Here is a 14,232-nt window from a genome sequence, read left to right on the forward strand (position 1 = left end):
GGCATGCACCGTCGCGCCCCCCTGCTGATCAACACCGAGGCCGTGGAACTGTGGCCGGCCGCCCTGCTGCGCGCGCGCAGCAACCTGGATGCGCGCCTGCTGGCGCGTGCGCGCTGGGTGCTGCGGCGCAAGCGCGATGGCCGTTACCTGGCCGCGGTGCTGCCACAGGGCGTGCACTCACTGGTGCCGCACCTGCCGCGCGAACCCGGCGTGGACGAAGCGCTGGCGCTGCTGGAGGGCGGCGCCGGGGCGCGCCCGTTTGCGGCGCACCTGGAGGCGCAGTGGCTGCCGCTGGCCGGCCTGCAGCAGCGCCTGCAGCAGCTGGGGCTGGATGCGCAGGAATACGCGCAGGACAGCGGCCTGGCCCTGGAGGCCGAGCCCTGCGTGCTGCATTTTGCTGGGCGCGACCGCTTCGGCCGCCCGCTGTGGCTGCGCCGTGGCGCCGCGCAGGGCTGGCGGCGCATGCGCCTGCACGCCGCGCGCGATGGCGTGGCACTGGACGCGATCTCCGGCTTCCGCAGCCACGCCTACCAGCTGGGCATCTTCGAACGGAAGCTGGCCCGTGGCCTGGGCGTGGCGGACATCCTCAAGGTCAACGCGGCACCGGGTTTCAGCGAACACCACAGCGGCCATGCGCTGGACATCGGCACGCCGGGCGACGCGCCGGCCGAGGAAACCTTCGAGGCGACGGACGCGTTTGCCTGGCTGCAGGCGAATGCCGGCACCCATGGCTTCAGCCTGAGCTACCCGCGCGACAACCCGCACGGCATCGTCTACGAGCCGTGGCACTGGTGCTGGAACGGATCACTGTAGAGCCGAGCCCATGCTCGGCTGCTGCGTCGGCCCGATCAAAGGCAGCCGAGCGTGGGCTCGGCTCTACACGGCGGTCGTCGTCGCAACGGCCGTCAGCGCCTCAGCGCATTGAACGCCAGCAGCACCCAGCCCGCCATCAACGTGGTGCCACCCACCGGTGCCAGCCGCGTCGGCCACTGCCACAGCGCCGCGCCGGCCAGGCTGCCGGAGAACAGCAGCACGCCCAGCAGCAGCGCATACAGTCCCAGGTGGGCGATGGCCCCCTGTGCGCGCGGCCCCAGCGCCAGCAGCACCGCACCGTGGGCGAAGGCATACAGCGCGGCCATGTTCAGATGCTGCTGGGCCAGCGGCTCGGCCACGCCGTGCGAGGCGTAGGCGGACAGGCCGATCGAGGCCGCCGCCAGCAGCGCGCCCAGGCAGGCCAGCAGGGAAGGCTTACGCGCGCGTCGTTCCGGATTGAACATCACTGCTCCTTGCGCAGCGCCCCACCGGGCGCAGATGAAAAAAAACGCGCCGCAGGAAGCGGCGCGTTTTCGTATCCAACATTACATGGGTCAGCCGAAGCTTACTTGACGGCCCAGTAGATGTCGTAGGTGCCTTCCGGGGTGAACGACTTATCCAGACCGTCCTTCCAGGTTTCGTACGGGCGATCGATCACTTCCGAACCGTTGGTCACAGCCCAGGCACGCAGGGCGTTGCGAGCAACGTCCAGGCCAGCCATGTGGCCGGTATAGGCCGCGTGGGCCGAACGGTGCGCAGCAACGCGCTGGTACTTGACCGGTGCACCACCGTCGATCTTGACGGTCAGTTCTTCAGCGCCGGTGCCTTCGGTACCCTTCTTCTTCACCGGCTGGGCGATGTCGAAGGCGTACTTCTCAGCACCGAAATCGGTGGTGATGATGCGGAACGGGCCAGCGGCTTCGAGGCCATTGGCATCCATCACGCGCTTGATCCACTCTTCGTTGTCCTTGATGGACTTGGTGATCGTCTCCTGGCCGCGATCGACGTTACCGGCGTTGACGACCAGCAGGTCCTCGGCCGGCACTTCCACGATGGCCAGATCGGTCAGCGGGGCTTCGGCAGTGCGGTAGTCGACGTTCGGCACGGTGGCCAGCATGTTCGCCATGCGCGACAGACCCATCTTGATGTCGTCGCCGATCTGGCGGCTGACATACAGGCCTGCGTAGCGGCCGAACAGGTCGAAGCCGTACTTCACCGAGTAATCCTGGGTGATCTTGACGTTACGGCCACCCTTGCCGGTCGGCTCCAGGGTGAAGGTGGTGACCTTGTCGTGGCCCTTGGTCGGGTCTTCGATGGCGATCACAACGCGCTTGTTTTCTTCCGACTCGGTGATCTTCCAGGAACCGTTGCCCAGGTCCTTGGAGGAGAAGTCGAGCGTGGCACCCTTGCCGGAGGCCGGGCCGGATAGCTTCAGATCAACGGCGGGATCGCGCAGAACCAGCGGGTTCCAGTCCTTGAAGCGGCGCAGGCTGTTGACCGTGTCGTACACGATCGTCATCTTGCGGTTGGTCTCGATGCTTTCGGTGATGTGACGCTCGCCCGGCAGACAGACGCCAATAATGACGAACAGGCCAGCCACGATCCCCAAGGCGATCAGGAACTCGATAATACGGGTCATTCAGAGAGTCTCCGGGGCCGATCCCACGGCCGGGTTGATTGAAGCGAAGCGCCAATCCTAGCAGGCTTCGCAGGCATTGTTATCGGATTGGCGCACCGGTTTCCGTGCCGGCTGCGTATTTGTATGGACAAAGATTTTGAAGAGTAACGCATCCGGCCCCCCTGGATGTAGGGGGGCATTCTGGCCAGATACCCGGAATTTCGCCCAAACCTTTGTCGTAAAAGGCTTTTTTCAGACCAGCTGCAGTTCGAACGCCTTCAGCACGGCGCGGGTGCGGTCGCGCACCCCCAGCTTGGACAGGATGTTGGACACATGGTTCTTGATGGTCCCTTCGGCGACCCCCAGCGAATTGGCGATCTCCTTGTTGGAGAAACCGCTGGCCATCAGCCGCAGGATCTCCGTCTCGCGGTCGGTCAGCGGGTCCGGGCGGTCCAGGCTGACGAAATCGTTGCGCATGTGCTCCAGGCCCGACAGCAGGCGCTGGGTCACCGCCGGCTGCACCAGCGAGCCGCCGTCGGCCACGGTGCGGATGGCACCGACCAGCTGCGCCAGGGTGACGTCCTTGAGCAGGTAGCCCTTGGCACCGGCCTTCAGCCCGGCCAGCACCAGCTGGTCGTCGTCGAAGGTGGTGAGGATGATGGTCGGCGGCAGCTGCTCCTGGCGCGACAGCACCTGCAGCGCCTCCAGCCCGGACATCACCGGCATGCGCATGTCCATCAGGACCACGTCCGGACGCACCTGCGGGACCAGCTCGACGGCCTGGCGGCCATCGGCGGCCTCGGCCACCACCTCGATGCCGTCGTCGAGCGCCAGCAGGGAGCGGATTCCCTGCCGCACCAGGGTTTGGTCATCGACCAGGCAGACGCGAATCATCAACGCACTCCTTCAGGAACCTCGGTGAGGGCCGCCAGCACCGTTGCCGGTACCGTGGCCCGCAGGCGGAAGCCTTCGCCGGGGTGGGTATCCACCTGCAGCTGGCCGCCACATTGTTGCAGGCGTTCGCGCATGCCGCGCAAGCCATTGCCCGCATTGACCATTGCCGCGCCGACGCCGTCGTCGCTGGCCTCCACCACCACCAGGCCCGGCGCCTCACGGTACACCCGGATCCACAGGTGGCGGGCCTGGGCGTGGCGCACCGCGTTGGTGATGATCTCCTGGGTGCAGCGCAGCAGCACGTGGGCGCGCTGCGGGTCTTCCACGTTCAGCGGCTCCTCCACGTCCAGCACGATGTCCAGCGAGGGCACGTTCTCGGTGAGCGGGCGCAGCGCGGCGGCCAGGTCGATGGCACCGGTCTCGCGCAGCTGGCTGACCACCTCGCGCACGTTGCCCAGCAGCAGCTTGGCCAGGGTATGCGAGCGCTTGACGTGTTCCAGTGCCTGGCCCTCGGCCAGATGCCCGGCCACTTCCAGGTTCAGGGTCAGCGCGGTCAGCTGGTGGCCCAGCACGTCGTGCAGCTCGCGCGAGATGCGGGTGCGCTCGTTGACCCGCGCGCTCTCGGCCAGCAGGGCCCGGGTCGCGCGCAGCTCGGCGTTCAGCCGGCGCTGCTCGTCGCGGGCCTCGGTCTGCTGCCGCGCCACCAGGCTGGTCACGAAGATGAACATGGAGAAGCCGCCGTACAGCAGCGACTGCATGACCGCCTCGAACAGCGGGAAGCGCAGCAGCATGTAGTAGACCGGCGCCACCGCCAGCTGGCTGACCAGCAGCCACAGCACGCCCAGCCGCACCGAGAGCATCCACGGGATGACGCCGGCGGCCACCATCATCAGGATGCTGCCCAGGCCCGAGCCGCTGAGGAAGCTGACGCCCAGCGCCGCGACGGTGAGCAGCAGCAGCAGGCCGCGGTCCAGCCAGGTGGTGTGGCTGTCGCTGCGCAGCGAGCGGGTCAGCCGGAAGTAGGCCGCGCCGAAGGACAGGTAGGCCAGGAACAGCAGCACCGCCCAGCCACCCATGTCGGCACGGGCGTGCAGGTTCTCGAACTGCGAGTAGGCCAGGGGCAGGCCGACCATGACCCAGGTAAACAGGCCGGCCAGTCGCAGGACACGGGTATGGCTGAGGACTCCCAACATGCCAGCACTCTACGGTTGAACCCCGCCCGCTGCACTCTGGCGGAAGTCATGCCTGCCCTTCCCCCTGTTCATGCCGCAGCCCGCCCCGGGCATGCAATAATCGTGCGCAGGGTCCGTTGATGGACCAACCGCGTTACCCCACGGAGTCACAATGTCGATTGTCATCCGCGACGTGCGCGAGCACGAGCTCGATTCCGTCCTGGCTTTGAACAACAATGCTGGCCTGGCCATCCTTCCGCTGGATGCCGCACGCCTGCACCTGTTCTACGATACCGCTGAGTATTTCCGCGTCGCCGAGCGCGACGGCAACCTGGCCGGCTTCCTGATCGGCTTCGGCAGCGACAGCCAGCACGACAGCAGCAACTTCGCCTGGTTCAAGCAGCAGCTGGCCACCCCCTTCTTCTATATCGACCGCATCGTGGTCGCCAGCCGCCGTCGCGGTGGTGGCGTCGGCCGTGCGTTCTATGCCGATGCGCAGAGCTTTGCCGAGCTGCGCTACCCGCAGATGACCTGCGAGGTGTTCCTGGACCACGGCGCCGATGCTGCCCTGCTCTTCCACGGCAGCTTCGGCTTCCGCGAGCTGGGCCAGAACACCATGCCGCATGTCGACGTGCGCGCCAGCATGCTGGCCAAGGAACTGTGCAGCTACCCGTGGGTCCAGGAGACCTACGGCGGCAAGCTGCCGGATGTGGCATGGGCGCGTGACCGGCAGCTGCCGGTGCAGGCACAGCGGCCGACGGGGACCTGAGCGTGGCGGTGAATTTCGATTACGAACAGGCCGGTGAACTGAAGATCGGCCAGGTGGGCATTGCCAACCTGCGCATCCGTACCCTTGATGTCGAACGCCTCGTGCAGGAAATGCAGGAACGCGTGAACCGTGCGCCGAAGCTGTTCGGCCGCGCGGCGGTCATCCTCGATTTCGGCGGCCTGAGCCAGGTGCCCGACGCGGCCACCGCGCAGGCGCTGGTGGATGGGCTGCGCAGCGCCGGCGTGCTGCCGGTGGCACTGGCCTATGGCACCTCGGCGGTCGACCTGCTCTCGCAGCAGCTTGGCCTGCCCCTGCTGGCCAAGTTCCGCGCCCAGTACGAGCGCGCCGAGGCCGAACCGGCCCCGCCGCCGCCCGCGCCACCCGCCGCCGAACCGCGACGTGCCGCCAAGGCCGAACCGGCACCGGCTCCGGTCGCCCCGGTGGGCAACGCCGCCGATGCGGCCGCACCGCAGCCGGGCCGCATGCAGCTGGGCAACGTGCGCTCGGGCCAGCAGCTGTACGCGGAAAACTGCGACCTGACCGTGATGGCCACCGTCGGCGCAGGCGCCGAGGTCATCGCCGACGGCAGCATCCATATCTACGGGACCCTGCGCGGCCGCGCGCTGGCAGGGGCCCAGGGCAACACCGCGGCGCGTATTTTCTGCCGCGATTTCCATGCGGAACTGGTCGCCATTGCAGGCCATTACAAGGTACTGGACGATGTGCCGGACAACCTGCGCGGCAAGGCCGTGCAGGTGTGGCTGGAACAGGACCAGATCAAGATCGCTGCGCTGGACTGACGCAGCCCCCAAACAGAATCATCAGGAGAAGTCCTTTGGCTGAAATCATCGTAGTCACCTCCGGCAAGGGCGGCGTCGGCAAGACCACTTCCAGCGCGAGCCTGGCCTGCGGCCTCGCACGGCGCGGCAAGAAGGTGGCCGTGATCGACTTCGACGTCGGCCTGCGCAACCTCGACCTGATCATGGGTTGCGAGCGCCGCGTGGTGTACGACTTCGTCAACGTCGTGCACGGCGAAGCGACCCTCAAGCAGGCCCTCATCAAGGACAAGCGCTTCGACAACCTGTACGTGCTGGCTGCCTCGCAGACCCGCGACAAGGATGCGCTGACCCAGGAAGGCGTGGGCAAGGTCCTGAAGGACCTTGCCGCCGACGGCTTCGAGTACATCATCTGCGACTCCCCGGCCGGCATCGAGAAGGGCGCCTTCCTGGCGATGTACTTCGCCGACCGCGCCGTGGTGGTGGTGAACCCGGAAGTGTCCTCGGTGCGCGACTCGGACCGCATCATCGGCCTGCTGGATTCGAAGACCCACAAGGCCGAATCGGGCCAGAACGTGCCGGCCTTCCTGCTGCTGACCCGCTACACCCCGGTGCGCGTGGAAAGCGGCGAGATGCTGAGCATCGCCGACGTCGAGGAAGTGCTGGGCCTGAAGGCCATCGGCGTGATCCCCGAATCGGGCGACGTGCTCAATGCCTCCAACAAGGGCGAGCCGGTCATCCTGGACGGTGAATCGGCGGCCGGCCAGGCCTACGACGATGCCGTTGCACGCATCCTCGGCGAAGAGCGCCCGATGCGCTTCACCAACGTCGAGAAGAAGGGCTTCTTCAGCAAGCTGTTCGGAGGGTAAGCATGGGCCTGTTCGATTTCCTCAAAGCGAAGAAGACCACCGCCGAAACCGCGAAGAACCGCCTGCAGATCATCATCGCGCAGGAACGCAGCAACCGCGGCGGCCCCGATTACCTGCCGCTGCTGCAGCGCGAGCTGCTGGAAGTGATCAAGAAGTACGTCAACATCGACGTCGACGCGGTGAAGGTCGACCTGGTGAAGGATGGCCAGCACGACGTGCTGGACATCTCCGTGGCGCTGCCTGAAGGCCCGGAAAAACCCTGACCCCCTGCCCCGCCCGTGCCTGCATGGGCGGGGCCGCGTGACCCCGCATGACCGACACCGCACCCGAACCGAACGTGACCCGCGTCGGCGATATCGCCTTCGCCGATGCGCAGCGCCTGCTGGCCGCGCATGACCTGCGCCTGCACCACGTCGCGGCCGGCGAGCCCATTCCCGGCAGCTACTGGGGCGAACCCGAAGCCGGCATCATCGCCAGCGACGTCTACGTGCGCGACGACACGCCGGTGCATTCGATGCTGCATGAGGCCTGCCACCTGATCGTGCTGCCCCCGGAGCGGCGCGCGCAGGTGCATACCGACGCCACCGATTCGGTGCCGGAGGAAGACGCCACCTGCTACCTGCAGATCGTGCTGGCCGGCCAGCTGCCCGGCGTGGGCAGCGAGCGGCTGATGGTCGACATGGATGCGTGGGGATACACGTACCGGCTGGGATCGACGAAGGCGTGGTTCGAGCAGGATGCCGAAGACGCGCGTGCGTGGTTGATCGAACGCGGCTTGCCGGTGGCGTAAAGCATCGGTAGTGCCGGCCGCTGGCCGGCAACCTCATGAACCCGTGAAGCATTACCTGGTTGCCGGCCAGCGGCCGGCACTACCCCATCAGCCCTGCCCGGCCAGCGCGCGCAGGGTGATGCCGACGATGTAGGCCAGGTACGTGCCCGTGGCATAGCCCATCGTGCCCAGCAGCACGCCCACCGGCGCCAGCGCCGGGTGGAACGCCGCGGCCACCACCGGCGCCGAGGCCGGGCCGCCGATGTTCGACTGCGAGCCGATGGCGAAATAGAAGAACGGCACCTTCAGCACCTTGCCCAGGCACCACAGCAGGGCGATGTGCACGGCGATCCAGAGGATGCCCAGCAGGAACAGCCACGGGCGATCCAGCAGCGCCAGCAGGTCCATCTGCATGCCGATGCAGGCAATCAGGAAGTACAGCAGCAGCGAGCCCAGGCGCGAGGCACCGGCCCCTTCCAGGGTGCGCGCACGGGTGAAGCTCAGGCTCAGGCCCAGCGTGGTGGACAGCACCACCACCCAGACGAACGGCGCATCCAGGCTGAACTGCGATGCCCAGCTGACATGCACCTTGAACCACGCCGCCAGCGGCGCGCCGATGGCGTGTGACAGACCGACGCCGCCGAAGGCCACCGCGACGATCAGCATCAGGTCGGTGAGGCTGGGAATGCGCTCGTGCTCGGCCTGGAAGCGCGCGATGCGTTCCTTCAGTTCATCGATGGCCGAGGTATCGGCGCCACTGCGCGCATCGATCTTCGCCGCGCGCCCGGCCAGGAAGATCAGCGCGGCCATCCACACATAGCCCACGCCGACATCGACCACCGCGAACTGGCCGAAGGTGGTCGCGTTGACGTCGAACACTTCGCGCATGGCCAGCATGTTGGCGCCACCGCCGATCCAACTGCCGGCCAGTGCGGCCATGCCGGCCCAGGTATCGCCGGCCACGGTTTCGGGATGGATCGCGCGCATCACCAGGAAGGCCACCACCGCGCCGAGCATGATGCTGGCCGAGGCGCCCAGGTACATCAGCACCAGCTTCGGGCCCAGCCGCAGGATGCCCTTGATGTCCACCGCCAGGGTGAGCAGGATCAGCGCTGCCGGCAGCAGGATGTCGCGTGCGATCGGGTTGTAGAGCTTGGTGTTCTGCCCGTCGATGAGGCCGACGGTGTTGTAGATGCCGGGAATGAGGTAGCACAGCAGCAGCGCTGGCACGAAGGTGTAGAAGCGCTTCCACGCACCCTGTTCGCGCGAGGCGGTCCAGAACACGGCGCCGAGGGTGGCGGCGATCAAGCCGAAGACGACGATGTCGTTCTGGATCATGCAGGCGCTCTTGGTAGTGCCGGCCGCTGGCCGGCAATCCGGTATGGGTGGAAAGCAGCATGTGGTTGCCGGCCAGCGGCCGGCACTACCCGTAAGCAGAGCGCCGCCCCGAAGGGCGGCGCCGGTAACGCTTATTCGCCGATGTGCTGCTTCAGCCAGGCGTTGACGGTGTCATGCCACAGGATGCTGTTGTTCGGCTTCAGCACCCAGTGGTTCTCGTCCGGGAAGTACAGGAACTTCGATTCGATGCCCTGGCGCTGGGCGGCGGTGAACGCGGCCAGGCCCTGCTCGACCGGAATGCGGAAGTCCTGCTGGCCGTGGATGACCAGGATCGGCTTCTTCCAGTCGGCCACGTGGTTGACCGGGTTGAACTTCTCGAAGTTGGCCGCCTTCTCGTACGGCGTGCCACCCTGCTCCCACTCGGTGAACCACAGTTCTTCGGTGGCATAGCCCATCATGCGCTGGTCGAACACGCCGTCGTGGTTGACCAGGCACTTGAACGGGCTGTTCCAGTTGCCGGCGATCCAGTTGACCATGAAGCCGCCGTAGCTGGCGCCCAGTGCGCAGGCCTTGTCACCGTTGAGGAAGGAATACTGCTTCAGCGCGGCGTTCCAGCCCTTCTGCAGGTCTTCCAGCGGGCGGTCGCCCCAGTGCTGGCTGATCGCATCGGTGAAGGCCTGGCCGTAGCCGGTGGAACCGTGGAAATCGATCATGACCACGGCGTAGCCCTGGCCGGTGTAGGTCTGCGGGTTCCAGCGGTAGCTCCAGCCGTTGCCGAAGCTGCCCTGCGGGCCGCCGTGGATGAGGAACGCGACCGGGTAGGACTTGCCTTCCTGGTAGTTGTGCGGCTTGACCACGTAGCCGTGCACGGTGTCGTTGTTCCAGCCCTTGAACTCGAACTGTTCGAAGTCGCCGAAGTTGACGTCCTTCAGCACGTCGCCGGCGGCCGGGGTCAGCGCGCGCAGTTCGCCGATCGGCTGGCCGGCAGCCGGCAGCATGCCGACCAGGACCTGGTCGTTGCTCTTCAGGCTGTTGCGGGTGATGGCCACGCTGTTGCCGGCCACACTGACCGCAGACACGGTGCCATCGCCGATGACCTTGGTGGCCTTGCCGCTGGCCACGTCGATCTGGAACAGCGGGTGCTCGCCCAGGTCGTCGGTGGTGGTGTAGATGCTGGCGCCATCGGCGGAGAGGTTGATCTCACCGGCCGAACGATCCCACTGCGGGGCGATCTCGCGGGTCTTGCCGCTGGCCACGTCCATCGCCATCAGGCCGAAGCGGTCAGCCTCGAAGCCCGGGCGCTTCATGGCGCGGTAGAACAGGGTCTTGCCATCGGCGCTGAACACCGGGCCGGCATCCCAGGCCGGGTTGGCGGCGGTCAGGTTGACCGGCGCCTGCTTGCCGGCGGCATCGAAGCGGTACAGGTCGAAGTTGGTCGACCAGGGTTCCTGCTTGCCGGCCACGCGGATGCTGGCGACCACGCTGGCGCCGTCCGGCGACCAGGTGAAATCGTCATTGCCGCCGAACGGCTTGGACGGTGCGTCGCCGTCGATGGTCGCGCTCAGCGCCGAGGCGCCCTTCACCGGGCCGGCCTTGGCCGCCGGCAGCGGGGCCACGAACAGGGTGTTGCGGCGGCCATCGTTCCAGGTGTCCCAATGGCGCACGAACAGCGAATCGAAGACCTTGCCGCTGGCCTTGGCATCGGCCACGTCCTTGAGCTTCTTCTCGGTGCAGGCCAGGTCCGAGGCACAGGCCTGGAACACGCCGGCGCTGAACAGCACGCGGTCGTCCTGCGGCGAGACGTGGTAGCTGTCCACGTCCACCGCGAAATCGGTCAGCTGGCGCGGGGTGCCACCGCTGATGGCCTGCGCGTACAGCTGCTGGCTGCCGTTCTTGGCGCTGAGGAAGTACACAGTCTGGCCGTCGGCCGAGAGCGAGGCCGAGTTGACGTTCCAGCCGGCCGGGGTGATCTGCTTCGGCGGTGCCGCATCGCGGGTGCGCAGGTTGCGCGCGAACAGCGCGGTGCTGGACTTGAGGTTGGCATCGGTGCTGCGCTTGGCAAACACCACGGTGCCGCCGTCGGCGGTCAGGACCGGGGCGGAGACGCGATCCATGGCCACCATGTCGCGGACTTCCAGGCCACGGGCAGCGGCGACGCTGGGCAGGGCGGCCAGCAGGCTCAGTGGCAGCAGGGCATGACGCAGTTTCATCGAGGTCTCCGCAGGACGGCAAAAAACCGATGGTAGGCCCGTGCGGGCGGGGCTGCCAAGGCCATCGGTCATGGCCGCCCGGCCGGGGTTGCCGCGCCGCCAGAAAAAGCAAACCGCGCCGTAGCGCGGTCTGCGGTAGTGCCGGCCGCTGGCCGGCAATCTGCCTGGGTTGCCGGCCAGCGGCCGGCACTACCCCATTCTCTTACGCCATGGCGCGCTTGCCGGTGCGGTAGATCAGCAGGCCCACCAGGAACAGCACGGCCAGGCCGAACCACTGCGCGGCCGGCAGGTGGAACGGCAGGGCCAGCACGTCGGCGCGGCTGCTGACCACGATCGGCACGGCGATGGCGATACCCATCAGGGCCTCGCCGGTGATCAGGCCGGCGGCGAACAGCACGCCCGGCTTGTGCACGCGGTCGCGGCCTTCTTCGTCATCGCCACGCACCTTGTGGAAGCGCTCGACCAGGTAGGCGATCAGGCCACCCAGGAAGATCGGCACCATCAGTTCCAGCGGCAGGTAGATGCCGATGGCGGCGGCCAGCACCGGCACGCGGAAGCGCGAATTGCGCGACTTCAGCCAGCTGTCGAAGGCGATGATGATCGCACCGACCACGGCACCGATGCCGATGAAGGTCCACGGCAGTTCGCCACCGAACAGGCCCTTGGCCACCGACGCCATCAGGTTCGCCTGCGGGGCGGCCAGCGCGTTCGGGTGCAGCTCGGACTTCACGCCGATGCCGTAGGCGGTCGCCAGCAGGTTCAGCACCGGGGCCATGATCAGCGCGCACGAGAACGCGCCGATGCCCAGCATCAGCTGCTGCTTCCACGGGGTGGCACCGACGATGTAGCCGGCCTTGAGGTCCTGCAGGTTGTCACCGCCCACCGCGGCGGCGCAGCAGACCACCGCGCCGATCATGATGGCGGCCACCGCACCCAGCGGCGCACCGCCGGCACCGACCGGCTTGAGGCCGTCGGCGCCCAGCAGCACCACCAGCACGGCCGAAGCAAACAGGATGGTGGAGATGGTGATGCCCGAGACCGGGTTGTTGGACGAACCGATCAGGCCGGCCAGGTAAGCCGAGACCGACACGAACAGGAAGCCGGCGACGATCATGATGATGGTCATCGGGATCGACACGTGCCACTGGCCGACGATGGCCTGGTACAGGGCCAGCAGCGGCAGCACGAAGACCACCAGGGCCACCAGCATCCACTTCATCGGCAGGTCGCGTTCGGTGTGGGCCAGCACCGGGCCGCCACTCTTGCGCGCGGCGGCAAAGCCGCTCTTGACGCCGTTCAGCAGCGACTTGCGCAGCGAGATCAGGGTCCAGATGCCGCCGATCAGCATCGCGCCGACGCCGAGGTAACGCATCTTCGCGCCCCAGATGGCGAACGCGGCCTCGGTGGACGAGGCGGCGGCGACCGACGCGGCCAGGGCCGGATCGGTGTTCATGAAGAAGGCCTGGTAGATCGGGATGGCGATGTGCCAGGTCAGGATCGAACCGGACACGACCACGATGCCGACGTTCAGGCCAACGATGTAGCCCACGCCCAGCAGGGCCGGCGACAGGTTGGTGCCGATGAAGGCGGTGATCTTGGAGCTGCCGACGTAGGCCGAGGTCGACCAGGCATCGGGGATCAGGCGCAGGCCGCTTTCGGCGGCCAGCTTGACGAAGGCGCCGATGACGGCCGACAGGCCGAGGATCTTCAGGCCCGGGCCGGGGTTCTCACCGGCCTTGAGCACTTCGGCCGCGGCCTTGCCTTCCGGGAACGGCAGCGGGTCTTCGACGATCATCGAACGGCGCAGCGGCACCGAGAACAGCACGCCCAGCAGGCCGCCCAGGCCGGCGATGCCCAGCACCCACCAGTACTTGAAGTCCGGCCAGTAGCCCATGATGACCAGCGCCGGGATGGTGAAGATGACACCGGCGGCGATGGACGAACCGGCCGAAGCGCCGGTCTGGACGATGTTGTTTTCGAGGATGGAACCACCGCCCAGCAGGCGCAGCACGCCCATGGAGATGACCGCCGCGGGAATGGCGGTGGCGATGGTCAGGCCTGCGAACAGACCGAGATAGGCGTTGGCCGCCGACAGCACCACCGCCAGCACGATGGCCAGGGCCACTGCGCGGAAGGTGAGCTGCTTGGGCGCAGCGTCATGGTTCATGGAAGCCCCTGCTGGCAAAAAATCCCTTGCACGCTAGCGTTCAGGGGGCGGCAAGTCCAGTGCGGTTCGGGAGGGTTGCGGGCAGGTGACCAGTGGGATAGTCGCATTTGGCCAAACTCCGCCAACACACCCAGCCGGTCAGGCACATCCCGGTGGGCTGCCTCGCGCCGCTGACGCCTTGTCCTGCACGGGCCGGGCCAGTCGGTACTGCAGCTTTCCAGCCCACACCGTTTGAAGTGCATCACCGCCCCATGCATCGTGTTCACGATCTGAACGCATGCCGCCGAGGCACCCCATGAACAACGCACTTCGGGTCCGCCCGATCAAATCGCCAGCCCTGGCCATCGCGGCCCTGTTCTGCCTGATGCCACTGACTGATCACGCCTCTGCCTGGAGTCGCGTTGGCGCGGTCGAGGTCACCGACCATGCCGGCACACCCTGTTTCGGGCTACCTAAGAAGGAGCGCAAGCGTATCGGCAAGACGCCGCAGGTGTTCGGTGTGGAGGTGCATGACGCGATTACGCCACCACTGCAGCGGCAATGGTCTTTCTACTTTAAGCATCCCGCGTCACTGCCGCTTCCACCCGGAGCCTGCGTGCTTTACGGCGAAGTGCCTGCCAACGCTGTTGCAACGCAAACGGCCATGCCACTGCAGCCTGGACGCCTGTACGACGTCTCGATGTCGGCCACCAGCCCCGGTGCCACCCAGTTCTACAGCGCCCGATTCTGCGTGAAGGTGAACCCCGACGGAAGCCAGCGAGCGATCCAGGTCCAGTACGACAAGGCGCTGGGCTGGAGTCCCGCGGTCTGCCTGCCCTGAGCGGGCAGGTACTGGCG

At 67.0% G+C, this 14,232-nt stretch carries 14 protein-coding genes; 7 read left to right on the top strand and 7 right to left on the bottom strand.

Features of this window, described 5'->3' with window-relative positions; genetic code table 11:
- Positions 1–3 precede the first annotated feature (3 nt).
- Positions 4–813: a M15 family metallopeptidase gene (locus AC3WL7_RS08775; RefSeq protein WP_492750007.1), complete on the top strand. Its 810-nt coding sequence runs from the start codon at positions 4–6 to the stop codon at positions 811–813.
- 92 nt (positions 814–905) lie between these two features.
- Here AC3WL7_RS08775 and AC3WL7_RS08780 read toward each other — a convergent pair whose 3' ends face one another.
- The 4 genes from AC3WL7_RS08780 to AC3WL7_RS08795 form a co-directional block, all read right to left on the bottom strand.
- A complete protein-coding gene (locus AC3WL7_RS08780) occupies positions 906–1,277 on the bottom strand; it encodes a DUF423 domain-containing protein (RefSeq protein ID WP_108746176.1) in 372 nt (123 codons plus the stop codon).
- Positions 1,278–1,378: 101 nt separating this feature from the next.
- The gene (locus tag AC3WL7_RS08785; RefSeq protein ID WP_492750008.1) at positions 1,379–2,452 is read right to left on the bottom strand and encodes a polyketide cyclase; all 1,074 of its coding nucleotides are present in this window, start codon (positions 2,450–2,452) and stop codon (positions 1,379–1,381) included.
- 231 nt (positions 2,453–2,683) lie between these two features.
- Positions 2,684–3,325, bottom strand: a complete 642-nt coding sequence (locus tag AC3WL7_RS08790; protein ID WP_108746175.1) for a response regulator — start codon at positions 3,323–3,325, stop codon at positions 2,684–2,686.
- The gene (locus tag AC3WL7_RS08795; protein ID WP_492750009.1) at positions 3,325–4,518 is read right to left on the bottom strand and encodes a sensor histidine kinase; all 1,194 of its coding nucleotides are present in this window, start codon (positions 4,516–4,518) and stop codon (positions 3,325–3,327) included. Before AC3WL7_RS08795 ends, AC3WL7_RS08790 begins: the two co-directional genes overlap by 1 nt.
- 151 nt (positions 4,519–4,669) lie before the next feature.
- Here AC3WL7_RS08795 and AC3WL7_RS08800 point away from each other — a divergent pair, with 151 nt between their 5' ends.
- Genes AC3WL7_RS08800 through AC3WL7_RS08820 form a run of 5 tightly spaced genes read left to right on the top strand, consistent with a single transcriptional unit; the run spans position 4,670 to position 7,701 of the window.
- A complete protein-coding gene (locus AC3WL7_RS08800; protein ID WP_079221046.1) occupies positions 4,670–5,266 on the top strand; it encodes a GNAT family N-acetyltransferase in 597 nt (198 codons plus the stop codon).
- Between the two features lie 8 nt (positions 5,267–5,274).
- Positions 5,275–6,066: a septum site-determining protein MinC gene (gene minC, locus AC3WL7_RS08805; protein ID WP_492750010.1), complete on the top strand. Its 792-nt coding sequence runs from the start codon at positions 5,275–5,277 to the stop codon at positions 6,064–6,066.
- A 35-nt stretch (positions 6,067–6,101) separates the two neighbouring features.
- Entirely contained in the window at positions 6,102–6,911 is an 810-nt protein-coding gene (minD, locus tag AC3WL7_RS08810) for a septum site-determining protein MinD (protein ID WP_079221045.1), read from the top strand.
- Positions 6,912–6,913: 2 nt separating this feature from the next.
- A complete protein-coding gene (gene minE, locus AC3WL7_RS08815; protein ID WP_079221044.1) occupies positions 6,914–7,174 on the top strand; it encodes a cell division topological specificity factor MinE in 261 nt (86 codons plus the stop codon).
- Between the two features lie 47 nt (positions 7,175–7,221).
- Positions 7,222–7,701 (top strand): hypothetical protein, encoded by a 480-nt coding sequence (locus AC3WL7_RS08820; RefSeq protein WP_492750011.1) that lies wholly within the window; start codon positions 7,222–7,224, stop codon positions 7,699–7,701.
- An 87-nt stretch (positions 7,702–7,788) separates the two neighbouring features.
- On the opposite strand, the gene AC3WL7_RS08825 is transcribed toward AC3WL7_RS08820, so the two are convergent.
- From AC3WL7_RS08825 to AC3WL7_RS08835, 3 genes are all read right to left on the bottom strand, one after another.
- Complete coding sequence (locus tag AC3WL7_RS08825; protein WP_492750012.1) at positions 7,789–9,018, bottom strand: DUF819 family protein; 1,230 nt, start codon at positions 9,016–9,018, stop codon at positions 7,789–7,791.
- Positions 9,019–9,149: 131 nt separating this feature from the next.
- Positions 9,150–11,228, bottom strand: coding sequence for an alpha/beta hydrolase family protein (locus AC3WL7_RS08830; RefSeq protein WP_108760162.1), 2,079 nt, complete (start codon positions 11,226–11,228; stop codon positions 9,150–9,152).
- 202 nt (positions 11,229–11,430) lie between these two features.
- A complete protein-coding gene (locus tag AC3WL7_RS08835) occupies positions 11,431–13,395 on the bottom strand; it encodes an OPT family oligopeptide transporter (protein WP_492750013.1) in 1,965 nt (654 codons plus the stop codon).
- Positions 13,396–13,690: 295 nt separating this feature from the next.
- Between AC3WL7_RS08835 and AC3WL7_RS08840 the strand changes: the two genes are divergently transcribed.
- Positions 13,691–14,215, top strand: coding sequence for a hypothetical protein (locus AC3WL7_RS08840; protein WP_492750014.1), 525 nt, complete (start codon positions 13,691–13,693; stop codon positions 14,213–14,215).
- Positions 14,216–14,232: the final 17 nt, after the last annotated feature.

This window comes from Stenotrophomonas sp. FW305-3-2-15-E-LB1, assembly GCF_058787375.1.

Bases quoted from the DNA above. Each gene is read 5' to 3' on its own strand.
- AC3WL7_RS08775 (WP_492750007.1), top strand. From the start codon at position 4: ATGCACCGTCGCGCCCCCCTGCTGATCAACACCGAGGCCGTGGAACTG.
- AC3WL7_RS08780 (WP_108746176.1), bottom strand. From the start codon at position 1,277: ATGTTCAATCCGGAACGACGCGCGCGTAAGCCTTCCCTGCTGGCCTGC.
- AC3WL7_RS08785 (WP_492750008.1), bottom strand. From the start codon at position 2,452: ATGACCCGTATTATCGAGTTCCTGATCGCCTTGGGGATCGTGGCTGGC.
- AC3WL7_RS08790 (WP_108746175.1), bottom strand. From the start codon at position 3,325: ATGATTCGCGTCTGCCTGGTCGATGACCAAACCCTGGTGCGGCAGGGA.
- AC3WL7_RS08795 (WP_492750009.1), bottom strand. From the start codon at position 4,518: ATGTTGGGAGTCCTCAGCCATACCCGTGTCCTGCGACTGGCCGGCCTG.
- AC3WL7_RS08800 (WP_079221046.1), top strand. From the start codon at position 4,670: ATGTCGATTGTCATCCGCGACGTGCGCGAGCACGAGCTCGATTCCGTC.
- minE (WP_079221044.1), top strand. From the start codon at position 6,914: ATGGGCCTGTTCGATTTCCTCAAAGCGAAGAAGACCACCGCCGAAACC.
- AC3WL7_RS08820 (WP_492750011.1), top strand. From the start codon at position 7,222: ATGACCGACACCGCACCCGAACCGAACGTGACCCGCGTCGGCGATATC.
- AC3WL7_RS08825 (WP_492750012.1), bottom strand. From the start codon at position 9,018: ATGATCCAGAACGACATCGTCGTCTTCGGCTTGATCGCCGCCACCCTC.
- AC3WL7_RS08830 (WP_108760162.1), bottom strand. From the start codon at position 11,228: ATGAAACTGCGTCATGCCCTGCTGCCACTGAGCCTGCTGGCCGCCCTG.
- AC3WL7_RS08835 (WP_492750013.1), bottom strand. From the start codon at position 13,395: ATGAACCATGACGCTGCGCCCAAGCAGCTCACCTTCCGCGCAGTGGCC.
- AC3WL7_RS08840 (WP_492750014.1), top strand. From the start codon at position 13,691: ATGAACAACGCACTTCGGGTCCGCCCGATCAAATCGCCAGCCCTGGCC.